15 protein-coding genes are annotated in these 18634 nt (G+C 69.1%); 7 read left to right on the forward strand and 8 right to left on the reverse strand.

Features of this window, described 5'->3' with window-relative positions:
• Position 1: 1 nt before the first annotated feature.
• From AAY78_RS01730 to AAY78_RS01750, 5 genes are all read right to left on the reverse strand, one after another.
• Positions 2-4717: a PKD domain-containing protein gene (locus AAY78_RS01730; protein ID WP_046746652.1), complete on the reverse strand. Its 4716-nt coding sequence runs from the start codon at positions 4715-4717 to the stop codon at positions 2-4.
• An 86-nt stretch (positions 4718-4803) separates the two neighbouring features.
• Complete coding sequence (locus AAY78_RS01735) at positions 4804-5325, reverse strand: DUF4352 domain-containing protein (RefSeq protein WP_231589632.1); 522 nt, start codon at positions 5323-5325, stop codon at positions 4804-4806.
• A gap of 214 nt (positions 5326-5539) precedes the next feature.
• The gene (locus AAY78_RS01740; protein WP_052748604.1) at positions 5540-6157 is read right to left on the reverse strand and encodes an arsenate reductase/protein-tyrosine-phosphatase family protein; all 618 of its coding nucleotides are present in this window, start codon (positions 6155-6157) and stop codon (positions 5540-5542) included.
• Positions 6154-6873, reverse strand: a complete 720-nt coding sequence (locus AAY78_RS01745) for a CDP-alcohol phosphatidyltransferase family protein (protein WP_046746653.1) — start codon at positions 6871-6873, stop codon at positions 6154-6156. Before AAY78_RS01745 ends, AAY78_RS01740 begins: the two co-directional genes overlap by 4 nt.
• The gene (locus AAY78_RS01750) at positions 6864-7817 is read right to left on the reverse strand and encodes a glycosyltransferase family 2 protein (RefSeq protein WP_231589633.1); all 954 of its coding nucleotides are present in this window, start codon (positions 7815-7817) and stop codon (positions 6864-6866) included. Before AAY78_RS01750 ends, AAY78_RS01745 begins: the two co-directional genes overlap by 10 nt.
• Before the next feature lie 192 nt (positions 7818-8009).
• Between AAY78_RS01750 and AAY78_RS20015 the strand changes: the two genes are divergently transcribed.
• Positions 8010-10007 (forward strand): glycosyltransferase, encoded by a 1998-nt coding sequence (locus tag AAY78_RS20015; protein ID WP_231589634.1) that lies wholly within the window; start codon positions 8010-8012, stop codon positions 10005-10007.
• A gap of 22 nt (positions 10008-10029) precedes the next feature.
• On the opposite strand, the gene AAY78_RS01765 is transcribed toward AAY78_RS20015, so the two are convergent.
• Together AAY78_RS01765 and AAY78_RS01770 are read right to left on the reverse strand one after the other, a co-directional pair.
• Entirely contained in the window at positions 10030-11052 is a 1023-nt protein-coding gene (locus AAY78_RS01765) for a glycosyltransferase family 4 protein (RefSeq protein ID WP_052748605.1), read from the reverse strand.
• Positions 11053-11146: 94 nt separating this feature from the next.
• Complete coding sequence (locus AAY78_RS01770; protein WP_046746654.1) at positions 11147-12367, reverse strand: glycosyltransferase; 1221 nt, start codon at positions 12365-12367, stop codon at positions 11147-11149.
• A 120-nt stretch (positions 12368-12487) separates the two neighbouring features.
• Between AAY78_RS01770 and AAY78_RS01775 the strand changes: the two genes are divergently transcribed.
• Positions 12488-12943, forward strand: coding sequence for an adenylyltransferase/cytidyltransferase family protein (locus tag AAY78_RS01775; RefSeq protein ID WP_046746655.1), 456 nt, complete (start codon positions 12488-12490; stop codon positions 12941-12943).
• Between the two features lie 98 nt (positions 12944-13041).
• Here the strand turns inward: AAY78_RS01775 and AAY78_RS01780 are convergent, their stop codons facing one another.
• Positions 13042-13431 carry an SIP domain-containing protein gene (locus AAY78_RS01780; RefSeq protein WP_046746656.1) on the reverse strand — a complete coding sequence of 130 codons (390 nt, stop codon included), beginning with the start codon at positions 13429-13431 and terminating at the stop codon, positions 13042-13044.
• A gap of 135 nt (positions 13432-13566) precedes the next feature.
• On the opposite strand from AAY78_RS01780, the gene AAY78_RS01785 reads away from it, so the two are divergent.
• From AAY78_RS01785 to AAY78_RS01805, 5 genes are read left to right on the forward strand one after another with little or no spacing between them, the layout of a single operon-like run.
• Positions 13567-14067: a hypothetical protein gene (locus AAY78_RS01785; RefSeq protein WP_231589635.1), complete on the forward strand. Its 501-nt coding sequence runs from the start codon at positions 13567-13569 to the stop codon at positions 14065-14067.
• Positions 14064-15041: a cation transporter gene (locus tag AAY78_RS01790; protein ID WP_046746657.1), complete on the forward strand. Its 978-nt coding sequence runs from the start codon at positions 14064-14066 to the stop codon at positions 15039-15041. Before AAY78_RS01785 ends, AAY78_RS01790 begins: the two co-directional genes overlap by 4 nt.
• A 53-nt stretch (positions 15042-15094) precedes the next feature.
• Positions 15095-15358: a glutaredoxin family protein gene (locus AAY78_RS01795; RefSeq protein WP_017831447.1), complete on the forward strand. Its 264-nt coding sequence runs from the start codon at positions 15095-15097 to the stop codon at positions 15356-15358.
• 31 nt (positions 15359-15389) lie between these two features.
• On the forward strand, positions 15390-16784 hold the full coding sequence (locus tag AAY78_RS01800; RefSeq protein WP_046746658.1) for an MFS transporter: 1395 nt from the start codon (positions 15390-15392) through the stop codon (positions 16782-16784).
• 28 nt (positions 16785-16812) lie between these two features.
• Positions 16813-18633 carry an aldehyde dehydrogenase family protein gene (locus tag AAY78_RS01805; protein WP_197077661.1) on the forward strand — a complete coding sequence of 607 codons (1821 nt, stop codon included), beginning with the start codon at positions 16813-16815 and terminating at the stop codon, positions 18631-18633.
• Position 18634: the final 1 nt, after the last annotated feature.

Here is an 18634-nt window from a genome sequence, read left to right on the forward strand (position 1 = left end):
CTTACTGGGGCGCGGTGACGCGGAACGAATCGAACGAGACGTTCAGGGGCGCCGTGGAGCTGCCCGACCGGTTGCCGCTGAGACCGACGGAACCCGCAGCGAGCGGAGTCGTGTCCGTCGCGTTGATCTGCCAGTTCGCGGGCTCTGTCGTGCCGGTCGCCCAGATCTTAGCCGAGATGGCGGTGGAGGCCGATCCGGTGACGGAGACCTTGAGGCTGTACGACGTGTTCGCCGCCCACACGAGTCCGGGTACCGCCTGCGTCAGCAGCACCGTTCCCTCGCGGTGGACCACGAGCCAGACGGTTCCGTCAGGACGGAGCCACGCACGGGCGAAGTACTTCCCGGCAGCGGTCTGCCTCGCGATCACGCCGACGTAGGCGCCGCCAGCGGCAGGAGCCTGGTCGACGCGGAACTGCGTCTCGAGGATCGCGTCGCCGATCGAGGTCGAGTTGAGCGTGGCGTGGCGGGTGTCCCCCGCGACCAGACTCAGCTTGCCCTGGCCGTCGGCGACGGTCGCCGCCGCCTGCGAACCGCCGGCGATCGTCCACGCTCCGCCCGTGACCGCGGTTCCCCAGCCGGGCCCCGCCGTGCGGTCGAACTCATCGCTCGCGAGCGCGGCCGGGTTGGGCTGAGGCTGCGGGTCGACCGGCGGTGCCGTGACCGTGACCTGCTGGGTCGCGGTGTGGGTGGCCCCCTTGTCGTCCGTCACCGTGAGGGTCACCGTGTAGGTGCCCGCCGCGGTGTACGCCCGGGAGCTGGTCGCCCCCGTGCCCGTCGATCCGTCTCCGAAGTCCCAGGCATAGGACGCGATGGTGCCGTCCGAGTCGGTCGATGCCCCACCGTTGACGTTCACGGTCAGCCCGGTGGTCGACGCCGTGAAGGTCGCGGTCGGCGGCACGTTCGGCTGCGGCTGCGGCTCCGGCTGCGGCTGCGGCTCGGGCTGCGGTGTCGCCGCCCCGAGGTTCTTCAGCGTGAAGTCGTCGAAGCTCGCCAGGTTGGTGCCGGTCGCGCTGCCTGCGCGGTAGGAGAAGACCGTCGGCGCTCCCGCGACCTGCAAGGCGGGCGTCGTGTCCGTCGTGGAGAGCTGCCAGTTGGCGGGCTCCGCAGCTCCGGCAGCCCACAGCTTCGCGCGGATGGTCGTCGTTCCGGACCCCGTCGTCTCCATGGCGAGGTTGAACGTGCTTCCCGCGGTCCAGGTGAGACCGGCGACGGCGGTGCTGGCGATCGCGGTTCCGTTGCGGTGGATCACGAGCCACGTGGTCCCGTCCGCCCGGTGCCACGCGAGTGCGCGGTACCCGTTGGAGCCGGAGCGACGTGCACCGAGTCCTTCGTAGGCCACACCCGTCGACGGGCCGGAGGCCAGCGTGTAGGTGATGCGCGCGGACGTGTCGAGGAGAGACGTTCCCTGCAGCAGCATCTCGCGCGTCTCACCCGGCGTGAGGTTCACCTTGCCGACGCCGTCTCCGACGGAGGTGACGGCGGCCGAACCGCTCATCGGCGCCCAGGTGCCGCCGATGTCGGCCGCGCCCCATCCGCTCGACACGACACGACCGAAGGAGTCGGACGCGGCGAACACCTGAGCCTGGACGGTCACGGACTTCGTGACGCTGGCCGATCCGCCGAGGCTGTCGGTCACCGTGAGCGTGATGTCGTGCGCACCGGGCTGGGCGTAGGTGTGACCGGCGGTCGCACCGCTGCCTGCGGCCGTGCCGTCACCCCAGTTCCAGGAGTACGACAGCGTCGCGCCGTCGGAGGCGCTCGAGCCCGCGGCCGAGACGTCCACGTTCATCCCCGACGCCGTCGCGGTGAAGGTGGCGACCGGGTTCGCGTGGGTCGTGACGGACTCCCGCGTCGTCGTCGCCGTGCCACCGCGGTTGTCGGTGACCGTCAAAGTGACCGTGCGCGTGCCCGCCGAGGCGTACACGTGGCTGGCGACCTGGCCGGAGGACGTCGAACCGTCGCCCCAGTTCCAGTCGTACGAGGCGATCGTGCCGTCCGAATCGGTCGATGCCGAGGCGTCGGCCGAGACCGAGAGCCCGGTGCCCGACAGCTCGAAGGACGCGGTCGGAAGGACGTTGGCCGCCTGCACCGTGACGGGGTTCTCCGTCGTGGTGGCCAGGCCGTTGCTGTCGGTCACGGTGAGCTTGACGGTGTACGTGCCCGCCGCCGTGTAGGTGTGCGACACCGTCTTACCCGTCGCGGTGGCCGAGTCGTCCCCGAAGTCCCAGCGGTAGCCGGTGATCGTGGCCGAGCCGGTCGGCGCGGACGTGCTGGCGTCGAATGCCACGGCGAGATCCGTCGGCGTCGAGGTGAAGGCCGCGGTCGGCGGCTGGAAGCCCTTGCCGATGCCGTAGTGGGTCTGCACCTGCGCGGCGGTGAGCGCGTAGGGGTACACCGCGACCTCGTCGAGAGCTCCCTTGAAGTTGCTCGAGCTCGGGGCGGAGGGCCAGCTGTTGATGTTGTCCCCGCCGACACGCCAGTACCCGACGTAGTTCTCGGCGGTGGTCGCGCCGGCCGCGGACGAGACGAGCACGCCGTCGATGTACAGCTTCATGCCGTCAGCGCTCTGCGTGGCCACCGCATGGTGCCAGGCGTTGTTGTTCAGCGCCGTGGTGTTCTGGATCGTCTGTGTGCTGCCGTTGTAGGTGCCGAACACAAGACGCCCGTTGTTCGTCATGTAAAGATGACGGTCGTAGCTCGTGGAGTCACCCGAGGCCGCCGACCCGTAGCCGAGCAGCTTGCCACCGGTGGTGGTGTTGGTCTTGAACCACAGCTCCGTGGAGAACTCCGTCGATGCGGCGATCTTGTCGGTCGAAGAGGCTCGCCCCGACGAGGTTCCGCTGAACGTCGATGCGCCGGTCGCGGTGTTCTCCACGCCCGAAGCCGACGACGTCACGCCGGAGCCGAACACGGGAGGGTTCGCGCCCGCCCAGTCCTGCGCCGCGGTGCCCAGCGGGTAGTAGAGCTGCGGGTTGTCGGCCGAGATCGCGTTCGTGTAGCTCGAGACCGTTCCCGATGCGACCGTGACGCTCATGGCCTGGCTGCTGACGGTGTTTCCCGCGCTGTCCTTGGCGCTGACCGTGTACTCCTGCTGCGATCCCGGTGTCGCCGTCTTGTCCTCGAGGGTGACGGACGGCCGGTTCCACCACGTGCCGTTGGCTGTGGTCGTGGCGACCGGCGTGGCCGTGCCGGTGCGACGGAGCTCGTACGTGAGCGTCAGATCGTCGCGGTCCCAGTTGGCCGGGATCGACACCCGGACGCGACCGGGGATGAACGACTGCGCCGTGCCGGTCCAGTTCGCCGCCGCGAGACGGGGACCGTCCTTGGCTCCGCCAGGGGGGTTCGTCGAGAAGCGCACGAGTCCCTCGAAGCGGCCGTTGTTCACGGACCGGAACTCACCGCCGATCGAGATCATGTTGCCTGCGCCCGTGATCGACAGACCGGCCTGTCCCATGCCCGTCGTCACACCGACGGCCCAGTCGGGCGTCCAGGCGTAGGGCGACGGTGCAGGAGTGCCCGCCCAGTTCTTGTAGGTGCCGCCGGCTGCGGGCTGGTTGCCCAGCGAGCCGCGAGCATCCGCCGTGTACGCCTCCGAGTAGCGGTGCGTGCGCGGGTTCTGCTCCGGGTGCAGGCTCATCGTGCCGCACGCGTGCGTGTGGCTGGTCGTATAGACGACCTTGCCGGTGGAGTACACGCCGTAGTGGTCACCGAGGCAGTCGGCGATCCAGCGGACCTGGCCCGTCCCTGCTTCTGCCGCGAAGGTCCCCTCCAGGTTTCCCGTGGCGGCGTCGGCGTAGACCCAGCCGGTGCCGTACACGGCCTTGTCGTCGGCCGCGAGACCGAAGATGCCGGCCTTGCCGGAGTTCGAGCCCGTGTTCGAGCCGTTCTTTACCGTCTGCGGGAGTGCCCAGGACGTGTCGACCGCGCCGGTCGCCTTGTCCAGTGCCACGGTTCCGCGCATCGTCAGGTCGCCGTTGACCTGCGAGAAGCGCCCGGCGGCGATGACGTTCTGCCCCGCGGGGTCCATGACCATCGCGTCGACCTGGAGGTCGGTCTGCGGCGCCCAGCTCAACAGGGCTCCGTTGGCGGCGTTGAAGCCGGCGAGGTTCTTGCGGGCGGTGCCGTTGCCCTGCGTGAACAGCCCGCCCACGTAGACGCTGGTGCCGGAGGTTGCGAGGGCGTAGACACCGCTGCCGCCGATCGACGGGTTGAAGCCGGCCACGAGCTGGCCGGTCACGGCATCGAGGGCCGCGAAGTTCCAGCGGGCCTGACCGTTGACGGAGTTGAACGATCCGCCGATGTAGATGCGGCTGCCGTCCGGCGACGCGGCGACGGCCTTGATCACACCGTTCACCTGCGGCGCGAACGAGAGCAGCTGACCCGTGTTGATGTCGTAGGCGAGCACGTTGGAGCGGGCCGTCAGGCTCGTTCCCGGCGTGGCGAGCGGGGCCCTGGCGTTGTCGAACTTGCCGACCGCATAGACGGTCGACCCGATCATCGTCTGCGCCCAGACGTAGCCGTTGTCGATCTGCACCGTCGGAATCGGATCCGAGGTGACGACGTTGTCGTCACGCTGCAGCAGAGGCGGTGGGGTCGAGGGGACGTCTGCTGACGCCGCCTGCGCTCCCAGTGTCGTCATGCCTGCGACGAGCAACGCCGCCGTCACGACAGACGCGAGTGCGCTCAGCGCTCGCCTCGTGGTCGATGTGTTCCCCATAGTGACTCCCCAGCCGCCAGTTTTCTTCTTCGAAAATGAGTTAGTGCAAATGAAAAACGAGAGTGATGCGAGTGATTACGCGCGCGTCAGGACAGCTGGCCGGCGAAGGTGGCCACCGGCTCGCCTGCGGCGTAGTTGACGCTGATCTTCACCGAGCGCCCCTGCGTCGGATCGAGCATGAAGACGTAGGTGCCGGTGGTCTTCGCGCCCGCGGCGACCTCACCCTGCAGGGGTTCGTTCGGGCCGGCGGTCGTGGAGACCCCGATGTCGCCGTCGTCCGTGACGAGACTGACGACCGCGGAGTCGACGCTCTGCGCACGCTTCGAGTCGTTGGCCACGGTCAGCGTGACGACCACCGCGGGTCCGGCGTACTCGCCGGGCGTCTCGGGCTTGATCGTCGTGGTCGAGATCTTGTCGATCGTGACGACCATGTCGGTGGAGAGGGAGATGGGCGCGTCGAGCGCTCCGTTCTCCTCTGTGAGCGCCGGGCCTTCCGTGGGCCCCTGGGCCTCGGTGTCGGCGGGCGGCGTCCAGTCGGTGGTGCTGGTGCCTGCCGGCGCCGGCGATTCCGAAGCGCTCGGCGCGGCAGCGGTGCAACCGGCCGTCACGAGTGCCAGCGCAACCAGAGGCGCGACGAAGATCGCGCGTCGTGAGCGCGAAGTGCCGTCCCCAGAACGGCATGATGAAACGTTGAACACTGCAGCTCCCCAGAACCCAGATTCCTCAATCCCGAAGCCCCCTCGGCTTCAGGTCCCCTTCAACCGCGCGGAACGCGGCGTCGGCTAATCATAGTGTGAGGTCTGGAAAACCACAAGTGCCCGGTCAGGACGCGTGTCGACGATGGCCCGTGAGCTGTGCGAGGACCGTCGCGATGGCGGCATCGACCTCGTGGATCGTCTCCAGGTGACCGCGACTCCCGTGCCGATCGGCGATGCTCGTCGGATCGACGGTCCCCCGGGCCTGGAACAGCTGACGCAGGCGTGCCCCGGGGCCCCCAGGCGGTGTCAGCGGGACGGCGCGGGAACGTGCACGGTCGAGGTGCGCCACGTACTCCACCACGCGGTCGGAGGCGGAGGACGAGAAGCCCTCCCCCAGATGGGCGGCTTCCTTGATCGTGAACATCCAGTCACGCGAACGCGGTGCCATCCTCACCAGTTCGCCACGGATGTCGCGCGATGCGGTCAGCACGATGCTCGCCTGCTCGACCTGCTCGATCGTCACCGGCTGCGCCCGATGCTCCTGCGCCCAGGCCTGCCATTCCTCGTCCTCATGGACCGAGGCCACCGCCGCGCAGATCGGGTCGCCGGCGTTCGCCCGCACACCGGCACTGCTCACGGTGATGGGGGAATCCGCGCCGAGCCCGCGACGAAGAGCCAGCTCGGCCAACGGCGACCGGCACACGTTAGCCGCGCACACGACCAGGATCTTCTCGTCCCTCATGCGGAGGCACCGAGCCTTCCGATCTCGCGGAACCACTTCACCGCGGCGAGCGCGAGGAACAGGACAGCGGCCAGGCACAGAGCGCCGTAGCCGACGAGGAATGCCGGCGTCCATCCCCACAGCACGAACACGAGGCACACCAGCCCGAAGTCCGTCGGCAGCAGGATGAGCGAGCGCAGCAGGGTCCCGCCTCCTCGCTCGTGGGTCGACGCCACCGCGTGCTTGCCCTTGAGTAGATCGTTCAGGAGCATTCCCGAGAACGTGGTCGTGGCGACGATGCTGAACACGATCGGGATCAGCAGGAGAAGAGGCGTGTCGGGAAGCACCCGATAGAGCCCGATCAGCACGGCGAGGTGGAGGGAGGCGATCTTGAGCGTGTCGATGAAGTGATCGAGCCACTCGCCCTGGGGGCTTCCCCCGCCGCGCAGACGCGCCACCTGACCGTCGGCCGAGTCCCAGGCGTAGCCGAGCACCAGCAGCAGAGCGATCAGGAGGCCCATGGGCACGTTCACGGGGCCGAACGCGATGAGGCCGATCGCGATGAAGGAGTGCACCGCGCTGATGATCGACACCTGGTTCGGGGTGAGACCGATCCGATACGCGACGGCGGCGAGCACCCGACCGATGCGCCGATTGACGTACACCGAGTAGGCGGGCGCCCCACGAGCGTGCCCCTTCTGCGCGCGTGCGAGACGGTGATAGGCGTCTACGACCATTTCCTGCCCTTCTGGCCCGAGGTGTGCGTCCGCGCGATCCGTCGGGCTTCGCGCACACCGCGAAGATAGGCCCGGATCGGAGCGGGCGACTGGATCAGCTGTCGTCGGCCACCGCGGAGGATGACCTCCCTGGCGGTGCGCGGGATGGACCGGCGCCAGCGCTGCACAGCCTCGTCATCGAGATGGCGCACGGCGTAGAGCATCCGATTGCGGATGTTGTAGTAGTAGTAGCCCTCGGACTTGGCGCGTGAGGTCTCGGGCTCCGCGCGCTGCGTGCCTCCCTCGTCGTGCACGGCCCTGGCGTCCTCGACGAGGGCCAGCGATCCGCCGGCCGACACGACACGACGCGAGAAGTCGACGTCCTCCCAGTAGAGGAAGTAATCGTCGTCGAACCCGCCGGCGAGATCCCAGACCTCGCGCGTGATCCACAGGCAGGCCCCACTCAACCATGGTTCGAACGGCTGGGTGTCCCCGGCGTCGCGCTTGCGGCGTGCGCGCATGGTGCCGTCGGCGAGCAGGAGATCGATCCCGGCGAACCAGGTCTTGCCGTCCGAGTCCGTGATGACCGGCGAGGCGAGGGTCGTGCGCTCGGCGTCGGTGGCTGCGGCCAGTCGGCGCAGCGACGCGCGATCGATGTGCGCGTCCGGATTGATCACGAGGACGTCGGTGGCACCCTCGGCGAGCGCGCGCGTCACCCCGATGTTGACCCCGCCGCCGAAGCCCGAGTTGGATCGCGGTTCGATCAGGAGCCAGCCCTGCGCGTCGGCGATCGTCGCGGCAGCGCGCCGTTCTTCGGCGTTCGACCAGTTGTCGACGACGATGACGAGCGCATGCTGATCGATCGCGCGCGCCTCGCGCTCCACCATCACCAGGTTGCGCTCGAGCAACCCCGCCGAGGCGTAGTTGACCACGACCACGGCAAGCCGTCCGTGCTCGATTGACACGCGATCCTCCCCCCGGATCCGGATCACGGATCGCCTCGGGTCGCCGGTCGAATTCCCCAGAGTCGCGACCGACGTCGACTCCCAGGTGAACGACTATACGCGAGAGCTTCCTCGACGAGCGGCTTCAGGGGTTCACGATACGATGAGCCGGCGTCGGAGTCGAGGCGCGTTACTGCCATGGGGATGGGGCGGATGACCAGGGGACCGGAATCGAACGACATGATCAGGGTGACGATCGGCGTACCCACGTACCGGAGGCCGGAGCTGCTCCGAGCGCTGCTGCGCACGCTTCCCGAGCGGATCGCCGAGTGCGCAGACCTCGGGGTCACGGTGGACGTGCTGGTGGTGGACAACGATCCCGCCGGCTCCGCCAGGGAGGTGGCCGAGGGTGCGAGCGTCCCGGTCCGCTACGTCGTCGAACCCGAGCCGGGGATCGTCGCCGCTCGCAACCGCCTCCTGGACGAGTGCGCCGACTGCGACCTGCTGGCCTTCATCGACGACGACGAGGTCCCGCGAGAGCGGTGGCTCTCCGCGCTCATCGAGGTGTGGCGCGAACACGGCGCCGATGCCGTGATGGGGCGTGTGATCTCCGTCTTCGACGAGGACGTCGACCCGTGGCTCCTCGCATCCGGCACCTTCCGACGGCCGCCAAGGCAGACGGGCACCGTGCTCCAGGTGGCAGCTGCGGGCAACCTGCTGCTGGACCTCCGCTCCATCCGGCGGCTCGGTCTGCGGTTCGACCCTTCGCTCGGTCTCGGCGGCGGCGAGGACACACTCTTCTCCCGGCAGCTCGCCAGCCGAGGCGGCTTGATCGTGTGGTGCAACGAGTCCGAGACGGAAGACCTCGTCGTCGCCGCGCGCCTGAGCCGCGCCTGGGCGGCACAGCGTGCCTTCAGCTCGGCGAACGCGGGCACCCGCATCCAGCTCCAGCTCACCGACGGGAAGATCCGCCGCGGGGTGCTGCGACTGCGGGCGCTGGTCGGAGGCGTGGCCCGTATCGTCGTCGGCGCCCTGCGGAGAGCCTTCGGCGCCCTGACCTCGAGCATCACCCATCACGCCAGGGGAACCCGGCTCATGCACCGCGGACGGGGCACGATCGCCGCCGCCCTCGGTCGACGCTACGACGAGTACCGACGCCCATCGGAGGATGACGCCACCATGACCGTTCCCGGATCGACCATCCGCGTGATGCAGTCGTTGGGCGCTCCCCGTCCGACGACGAACCCGTACAACAAGATGCTCGACGAAGCACTGGGCTCGACCGAGGGCCTCACGCGTCTGCGGTTCTCGTGGGGCACGGCGCTGTTCGGGCGCTACGATGCCTTCCACTGGCACTGGCCGGAGGCGAAGCTGCACGGATCCACCTGGTGGAAGTCCACGGGCAAGTATCTGCTCACCGCCGCGCTCGTCTTCCGTCACCGCCTGTCGCGTCGGATCGCCGTGGTGCGCACGGTGCACAACATCGAGCTGCCGGACGACAACGCGCCGCGCCTGTGGCTGCTGCGTTTCATCGACCGCCACACCGACTACCGGATCGTCATCAACGAGACCACCCCGCTCGCGCCCGGCACGCCGCACAGCTTGATCCTGCACGGCGACTACCGCGGCTGGTACGCGAAGTTCCCCGCTGCGGAGAAGGTTCGGGGCCAGCTCGGCTCCTTCGGCGGGATCCGCCGCTACAAGGGCCTCGAGGGGTTCATCGACGCCTATGCGGAGGCCGTCGCGGTGGAACCGGCTTTGAGCCTGCGGATCGGCGGACGCCCGTCCACCCTCGAGCTCGGCGATGACCTCCGTGCACGGACGGCAGACCTCCCCGGAGTGAGCCTGCACCTCGACTTCCTGAGCGATGCCGAGCTCGTGCAGCTCGCGACGTCTTCCGACCTCATCGTGCTGGCCTACCGGTTCATGCACAACTCGGGCAGCGTGCTCGCCGCCCTGTCGATGGACCGACCCGTGCTCGTGCCCCGCAACGAGGCGAACGAAGCGCTCGGACGCGAAGTCGGTCAGGAGTGGGTGCTCATGTACGACGGAGACCTCGATGCTCCGACCGTGGTGGAGGCGTGGCGGGCGGCGACCACGCTGACGGGTTCGCCCGACCTCTCCCGAAGGGACTGGGCCGATGCAGGCCGTGCCCACGCCGACGCGTTCCGCGCGGCCGTGCGAGTGAAGCGACGCGGCGCGAAGCGCTAGACGACGGTGGGCCGCGACGCGGTCACCTCGGGGTCAGCAGCCCCCGCACCAGGGCGGCGACCATCACTTGCGTGGTGAACTGCCGCTCGACCTCGATGCGCCCGTTCCGCCCGAGCTCGGCGGCGCGCTCGGGGTGATCGAGAAGACGGAGCAGCGCGAGGGCGAGCTCGGCGGGATCCTCAGCGGGAACGAGGTGACCGGTACGCCCCTCACCGACGTACTGGCGCATCCCCGGGGTATCGGAGACCACGACCGGACGGGCCGTCGCGAGGGCTTCGAGCGCGACAGTCATCCCGGATGCGTGGAGGTTCTCCCTGGTCGGAACGACCACGACGCTCGCCGTGGCATAGAGGTCACGCAGCTCGGCGTGCGGCAGATGGCGGACGACCCGCACCCCCTCCGGCGGGTCGAGGTCCGAACGGGTCTGCACGACCACGTCCGTCTCCGGACGGATGGCGAGCACACGCGCGAGCGCCGCGAAGAGAGTCGCCGGGTCGCGGTCTCTGTCGTTGCCGGCGCTGACGATGCACGGCCGCGCCGGGTAGGGCCTCGCGACGAAGAAGGAGGTGTCGATGCCGAAGGGCACCGCGAACACCCGCGTCTCCGTTCCCTCCAGCATCGTGCGCAGCGGCTCGACCTGCGCCTCGCTGAGCACCCAGGCGGCCTCCGCCCTGCGCAGCATCGCCAGCATCCGCTCCGGTGCTCCGTCTGTCTCGGCCATGTCGGTGAGCCAGATCACGCCGGTGGCGAAGCGATCCCGCGGGTGCGTGGTCTGCATCCGATAGGCCGTGTTCTCATCCCAGGTGAGCGCAAGACCGCGGGCGGGACGCGGCCCCAGGGAGAGTCGCGAGCGAGCCCGTGCGATTCTGCTCGGCGGGGCGAGGTCGACCACCTCCACGGCCGCGTGGTCGCGTAGCGCATCGAAGCCGTACGGCCAGACACTGGGCACCTCTCCCCTGGCGTGGCTCTGCTCCCAGGCGCGCGCCGACTGTTCGGCTCGATGCGCCCAGGTGAGAGTCAGGGAGGGACCGCCCTCGGATTCCACGAGCCAACTATGGACCTCGCCGCGGATCCTGGCAAGAGAGAAGTTCCGGAGATCGCTTCGCTCTGCCTTCGAGCCCCGCCTTCACGCTCCGGCGCTAGAGCTCGCCGGGCTTCATCACCTCGGCGTCGATCGCCCTGATCACGCGTTGCGCCGCGGTGTCGGTGGGTGGCTCGGCGCCGACCGCATGGTCCTTGCTCCGACGCTTCGGCGCGTACACGACGAGCGAGTGGAACAGGAACCGGGCGAAGAACGCCACGATGAGCGAGAGGCCTGTCGCGACGACGCTCGAGATGTGCCACGACTCGACCATCAGCGCCATCACCGGGATGCGCAGAGCCGCCTCGACGTTGTTGAAGGCGAAGGAGCTGGCGAAGCGGATACCGAGACCGCGGGCATCCGTGCGCATGTCGGCGAACACGAACCGCTCCTGCAGCAGGAAGTTGCCGATGATCGTGACCTCGGCTCCGATGATCGCCGCCCAGATGTACGGCACGCCCGCGGCCGTCAGCACCCACATGATGCCGAGGTTCGCTGCTGCTCCGATCACGCCGATCAGTGCGAACAGCGACATCTTGCCGAAGCGCAGTCGCGCGAGGTGCTCGAGGAACATCGTCCCCTGACGCAGGCTCGCCTTCGAGGTGCCGTGGCGACGCTCGGCGAACTCCATCGGCACCTCGGCGATGCGCATGTCGTTGCGGGCCAGGATCTCCAAGAGGATCTTGAAACCGCGAGGCTGGAGCGTGGAGAGGTCGAGACGCGCGCGGTCGACGAGGAAGAAACCGGTCATCGGGTCGGTGCTGTGGGCCAGGCGGATCGGGAACATGGCCCTGGTGAGCCAGGTCGCCACGCGGGAGACGCCGAAGCGCACCGCCGTGCCGAGACCGCTCGTATCCCCTCCGCCGACGTAGCGCGACGCGGCGACGACATCGGCGTCCCCCTGCGCATACCGGGCGAGGAGGGCGGGGAGGAGCTCGGGCGGATGCTGGAGATCGCCGTCCATCACGATGCAGACGTCGGCCGCGGCAGCCCCGAGCCCGACGACGACCGCGCCGCCCAGACCCCCGGTGTTCTCGGAGCGGTGGAGCACGCGCACGGGGATCGGCGCGTCCGCCGCGACCCTGGCGATCTCGACTGCCGTATCGTCCGTGCTGTCGTCGACGAACAGGATCTCCGCGTCCCACCCGTCGAGCGCTGCGGCCGTGCGCGCCACGAGCTCGGCGACGTTGTCGCGCTCGTTGAACGTCGGCACGATGACCGTGACCCGTGCCCCCACGTCCGCCCCCTGTCCCTCACGCGCATCGCGTGCGGCCTCCATCGTTCCACGGGTTCCTATGCGGAAGGAAACCCGAACCTGCTAGACTCTCGAACCGCGGCTGTGGGAGTCGCGGAGCGGATGGGGATCCGCTTACTGGGGAATTACTGATCTGGGGAGATCATGGGGACGCGTATCGGCTATGCCGTTGGTGCTTTCGACCTGTTTCACGTCGGGCATCTGAATCTACTTCGTCACGCCAAGCAGCACTGCGACATTCTGATCGCCGGTGTCGTCAGCGACGAGATGCTGCGTCAGGTGAAGGGCATCGAGCCCGTCATCCCGACCGCGGAGCGTGCGGAGATCGTGAAGCACATCTCGTTCGTCGACGACGTCTACGTCGAGACGACGCCTTCGAAGATGGACTCGTGGCGCGACGTGCAGTTCACGCACTTCTTCAAGGGCGACGACTGGCGCGGCACCGACAAGGGCCTGCGCTTGGAGCGCGAGTTCGCCGAGGTCGGGGTCGAGGTCGTGTACTTCCCGTACACGGCGCACACGTCGAGTTCGTCGCTGCGCCGCGCCCTCGACGCGATCACCGCCGGGGCGAACGCTCCCGCCGTCGCCTCGGTGCGCTGAGCGCCTGAGCGGTCACCGGGGTCACCCGGACGATCCGCCTGGTCTGCCTTCGCGCGGCTCTGTCGGCCCTCGCGCAGCTCAATTGGCCCTCGCGCAGCTCAATTGGCGACGCCGAGGAGGCTCCGCGCCATGCGGGCCACGTGCGGTGGCGTGTGCGGCCCGAGCCAGACCGTCCACTGCGAAGGCGGCTCGCTGCAGGCCCATTCGACACACCAGGCATGCACCGCGTTCGCAAGCCTCTCTCCTCGCGTGTGGGCCCTGGTACCGTCTCCGCGAACCAGCCACCGCACCGACACCCCGTCAGGGACGTCGATGTGTCGGAACTGGATACGCGCCGCCGCCTCGAGGATGACGACCCCCTGGGCGTCCCACGGCAGCCGCGCGGCGATGCGTGCGATGAACCCGGCATCGGCCGCATCGCCGGCGATGAGCACGGCACCCTCGATGTCGTCCCAGTCGGGGTCTTCCAGGTGTTCGCATGCGCCCATGCCCCCAGTGTAAGTAAGGGCACCCTTACTTACAAGAGATGGATCCGATGCGGCGCTCCGTCTCGGCGCTAGCGCGCTCTCCCTCACCTCGTCAACCACCTGTGCCGTGGCGCTCAGCGGGAGCATCCTGCTGGCGTGAACAGACCATCGTCACGCCGCGAACGCTTCCAGCCGCGGGCGGCCTCGATCCTCGGCGCCCTGCTCCTGGCGACCTCGCTCAGCGGCTGCGGCGTCACCGTGCCCGCCGACCCGGACGGAACGCTGAGCACCGTGTCGGGCGGCGAACTGCGCGTCGGAACCGCGCCGGACGGCGACCTCGTCCATGTCGACGGGGGTGCGCCGAGCGGGAGCATCGTCGACCTGGTGGATGAGTTCGCCTCGAGCATCGACGCAGAGACCGACTGGACGGTCGCCTCGGAGGAGACGCTGGTGTCGATGCTCGAGGACGGCGAGCTCGACCTCATCGCCGGAGGTATCACCTCAGACACCCCGTGGGTGGACAAGGCCGGCGTGAGCCGTGGATACACGCAGATCCAGGGGGCGAACGGTCGCGAGATCGTCATGCTCGTCCCGCTCGGCGAGAACGCGTTCCTGACGAAGCTCGAGACCTTCCTCGACGAGGAGGTCGGCGGATGACCGAGACCGGGCAGTTCGGGCGCACCACCCTGCCGCCGAAGCAGCAGCGCGCGCTCCGCAGCGCGGTGAAGTGGGAGATCTTCACGATCGTCTACACGTCGATCACGATCGCCGTCATCGCTCTCGTGGTCGGGGAGTCGCAGGCGATGCGGACCGCGTGGATCGAGGACATGCTGTCGCTGATCCCGCAGATCGCGTTCCTCACGGCTCTGCTCCTCGTGCGGCGTCGACCGACAGGGAAACACCCGTACGGCCTGCATCGCGCCATGGGCGTCGGCCACCTCGTCGCGGGTGTCGCGCTCCTGGCCGTCGGTCTGAACCTCGCCGTCGAGGCCATCACCGGACTGGTCGCCGCCGAGCACCCGACGATCGGCACGGTGCAGTTGTTCGGGCAGACCGTCTGGCTGGGTTGGCTCATGGTCGCCGTGATGGTCGTCGTCATCATCGGCCCCGTGTTCATGTACGGCCCGGCCAAGTCGAAGCTCGCCCCCGTGCTGCACAACAAACTCCTCTTCGCCGACGCCGACATGGCGAAGGCCGACTGGCAGACCACGGTGGCATCGATCGTCGGGGTGCTCGGCGTGGGTGTCGGGCTCTGGTGGCTGGACGGCGTGGCGGCGCTCTTCATCTCGCTCGGGATCATCTGGGACGGCTTCCGCAACACGAGGACGGCCGTGGTCGATCTGATGGATCAGCGCGCGCGCACCTACGACAGCAAGCACCCGCATCCCCTCGCCGCCGACATCGTGTCGTATCTGCGCAGTCGCCCGTGGATCGCCGAGGCAGGGGTGCGCATGCGCGATCAGGGTCAGGTCTTCCACATCGAGGCCTTCGTCGTGCCGCACCGACGCAAGGTCGCGCTGCATGATCTGACCGCGGTCGCCGAGGGGATCACCGACATCGACTGGAAGATGCAGGACGTCGTGGTGGTGCCGGTGGAGAGACTGCCCGACGAAGCGGACACCGGTCGATGAACGCCCAGCCGCCACTCAGCGCCAGCCCCTCCGGGCGGCCGTAGGCTGGGTGCATGACTTCTCCTGCCTCCGACACCATCACGATGTTCGGCGCCGACTGGTGCCGCGACTGCATCCGCACCAAGAAGCAGCTCGACGCGCTCGGGGTGGAGTACACGTACGTCGACCTCGTCGCCGAGCCCGCGGCCGCAGACGTCGCGAAGGAGATCTCGGGCCGTACCAACATCCCCGTCGTCGTGTACCCCGATGCCTCGCACCACGTGGAGCCGTCGAACGCCGACGTCGAGTCGAAGCTGCGCGAGCTCTCGCTGATCTGATCCGGGCGCATCGCGCCGCTACACTGGCGCGATGAGCACCGAGGCTCGGCCCGAACGAGCATCAGTCCGCCTGTCTCCCCGCACGATCGTGCTGTACGCGATCGGCTCGCTCGGCACCGGCGGCTATGCCACGTTGCCCGGGCTGGTGCTGACCTACTTCCTCACGGACAACCTCGGCGTCGCCGCGCTCGCTGCGGGGATGATCGTGACGGCCGCGAAGATCTGGGATGTGCTGATCGATCCGCTGATCGGCGCCGCATCCGACCGTCAGCTCGCCCGCACCGGATCGCGTCGCGGTTTCATGGTCACCGGCGCGCTCGCACTCCCCGTCTTCTTCGCCCTCACGTTCGCGGTACCGCCGTCGTGGGGTCCGACCGCCGGAGCGATCAGCGTACTGCCGGCCTTCCTCGCGACCGCGACGGCCTTCAGCCTCTTCCAGGTGCCGTACGTCGCTCTGCCGGCTGAACTGACCGGCGATTACGACGAGCGCACACGTCTGCTCGGGTGGCGCGTGGTCGTGCTCACGGCGGCCATCCTGCTGTTCGGCGCCGGCGGCCCGGCGTTGCGCAACGCCGGTGACGACCCCGTCATGGGCTACCTCCTGATGGGCATCGCCTCCGGGCTCGTGATCGGCATCGGGATGCTCATCGCCTCCCGCACAGCGGGCGTCGCCGCCGAACGCGGCGCGGTCACGCCCGGCGCGGCCGTCGCCGCATCCACATGGCGTGATCAGTACATGTCGGGCTTCCGGGCACTCGGACGCAGCCAGCCCTTCCGCGCGCTGCTGGGCACCTTCGTCCTGCAGGCCCTCGCGACCGGGACGATGCTCGCCGGCGCGCAGTACGTCGCCACGTGGGTGCTGCGCTCGGAGGATGCGGTGACGTTCGTGTTCGTCGCGCTCGTGGGCCCGGCGCTGCTCGCGACCCCGGGGTGGACGGTCATCGCCCGACGCGTGGGCAAGGAGCGGGCCTTCGCGATGGCCAGCGCGCTGTTCACGGCTGCTGCCGCATCGCTCGTCGTGGCCGTGTGGTCGCCCGGCCTCTGGATCTACGCCTCGGTCGCCGTCGCCGGCATCGCGTACGCGGGGCTGCAGTCGCTGCCGATGGCGATGCTTCCCGATGTGATCTCGCACGACGAGCGTACGAGCGGGGCAGGGCAGGCCGGCACGTTCACCGGCATCTGGACCGCCGGGGAGACGGTGGGGTTCGCCCTGGGCGCGACGGCGGTGTCCCTGACCCTTGCAGCGACCGGCTACGTCTCGACCGTCGCCGGCACCACCGTCGAGCAACCGGCGGCCGCGGTGACGGGCATCGTCCTCAGCTTCAGCATCCTGCCCGCCGTGTTGATGGCCGGCAGCCTGGTGACGCTCCGCCGCTACCGACTGCGCCGCGCGGACATCGATGCCCTCGAGACCTCCGACGCCTAAGCTGGGATCCCGTCCGAAGGAGACGTCGATGACTTCTGCGAGCACAACCGCCACCTCCCCAGCGGCCGCCGCTGCCACGTCGAAGGGTGCGCCGAAGGGTGCGCCGAAGAACGAAGCGCCGGGGCTGGGCGAAGGCGAACGGGAGCGGCTCGACACCGCTGTCGACGCCCTCCAGGTCGGAGCGCGCACGTGGTCGGCGCTCACGGTCGCCCAGCGGGTGACGCTGCTGCGGGCGGTTCGGACGAGCGTGGCCTCGGCGGCGGAGGACTGGGCGAATACGGCCGCGTCCTCGAAGGGCCTGGACGCGCGCCATCCCCTCCGCGGCGAGGAGTGGCTGAGCGGTCCCTACAGTGTGCTCGGCGCTCTCGACGCCTACATCGAGACGCTCTCCCGCCTCGCGAACGGCGCCAACCCCCTCGACGGGATCTCCATCGATCGCGCACCGGGCGGACGCACCCGCGTACACGCCTTCCCCCTCACCGGCATCGACAGGTTCCTACTGTCCGGATTCACGGGCGAGGTCTGGCTGGAACCGGGGATCACCCCGGGAGCGGCACGCGCATCAGCCGGTCTCGCGCAGCGCACGCCCACCGAGTCGGGCGGCGTCGGCCTCGTGCTCGGCGCGGGGAACGTGACCTCGATCCCGGTGCTCGACGTGCTCTACGAACTGCTCGCCCACAACCGCACGGCACTGCTCAAGGTGAATCCCACGCAGGATGCGCTGGTGCCCGTGTACAAGCGTGCGCTCGCGCCCCTCATCGAGCCCGGCTTCCTGCGCATCGTCCGCGGCGGGCCCGCCACCGGCTCGTATCTCACCGGTCATCCAGGCCTCGTACACGTGCACATCACCGGCTCGGCGGCGACGTTCGACACCATCGTCTGGGGCCCGTCGAAGGGTGACGGCGCATCGGCGACGAAGCGACGCCGGCGTGAGAACCGTCCGCTGCTGAAGAAGCCGATCACGGCAGAGCTGGGCGGCGTCTCGCCGATCATCGTGGTGCCTGGCGCGTGGACCGACGCCGACCTCACCTACCAGGCCGAGCACATCGTGACGATGCGCCTGCAGAACTGCGGTCACAACTGCATCGCGGGCCAGGTCGTGATCATGTCGTCCGACTGGGACCAGGCCGACGCCTTCCGCGCAGCCCTGCGACGTGCGTACGCGAACGCCCCCGAGCGCCCGATCTGGTACCCGGGATCACCCTCGCGGATGGAGCTCGCGACCGACGCCTACCCCGATGCTCTCGTGCTCGGCGACCGACTGCTCGTCGAGATCGATGCAGACGACGACCCGACCGCCCTGGAGAACACCGAGTACTTCGCACCGGTGCTGGGCGTCGTCACCGTGCCTGGCACGGGTCAGGAATTCCTCGACGCCGCTGTCGCCCACGCGAACGACAGACTGCAGGGGACCCTCGGCGCGAACCTGCTGATCGACCCCGCGACCGAGAAGTCGCTCGGCACCGGCTTCGAACGGGCCATCGCCGCGCTCCACTACGGCTCCATCGCGATCAACGGCTGGACCGCATTCGGGTTCATCACCCCTACCCTCACCTGGGGCGCGTTCCCCGGCGGCACGATCGACGGCGTCGGGAGCGGCATCGGCGTCGTGCACAACGCCCTCCTGCTCGACGGGGTCGAGCGCTCCGTGCTGCGTGGCCCCTTCCGCCCGTTCCCGCGGTCGCTCCCGATCGCGAACGGGGGCGGACGCCTCACCATCCTGCCGAAGCCGCCGTGGTTCGTCTCCTCGCGGACCGGCGCCGCAGTGAGCGAAGGGCTGACCCGCTATCGGGTGGACGGCCGCATCAGCGGACTCGTGAAGACCCTGATGAAGGCGCTGCGGGCCTGAC

It is taken from the genome of Microbacterium sp. Ag1, from assembly GCF_001005635.1.
Lineage (GTDB): Bacteria > Actinomycetota > Actinomycetes > Actinomycetales > Microbacteriaceae > Microbacterium > Microbacterium oxydans.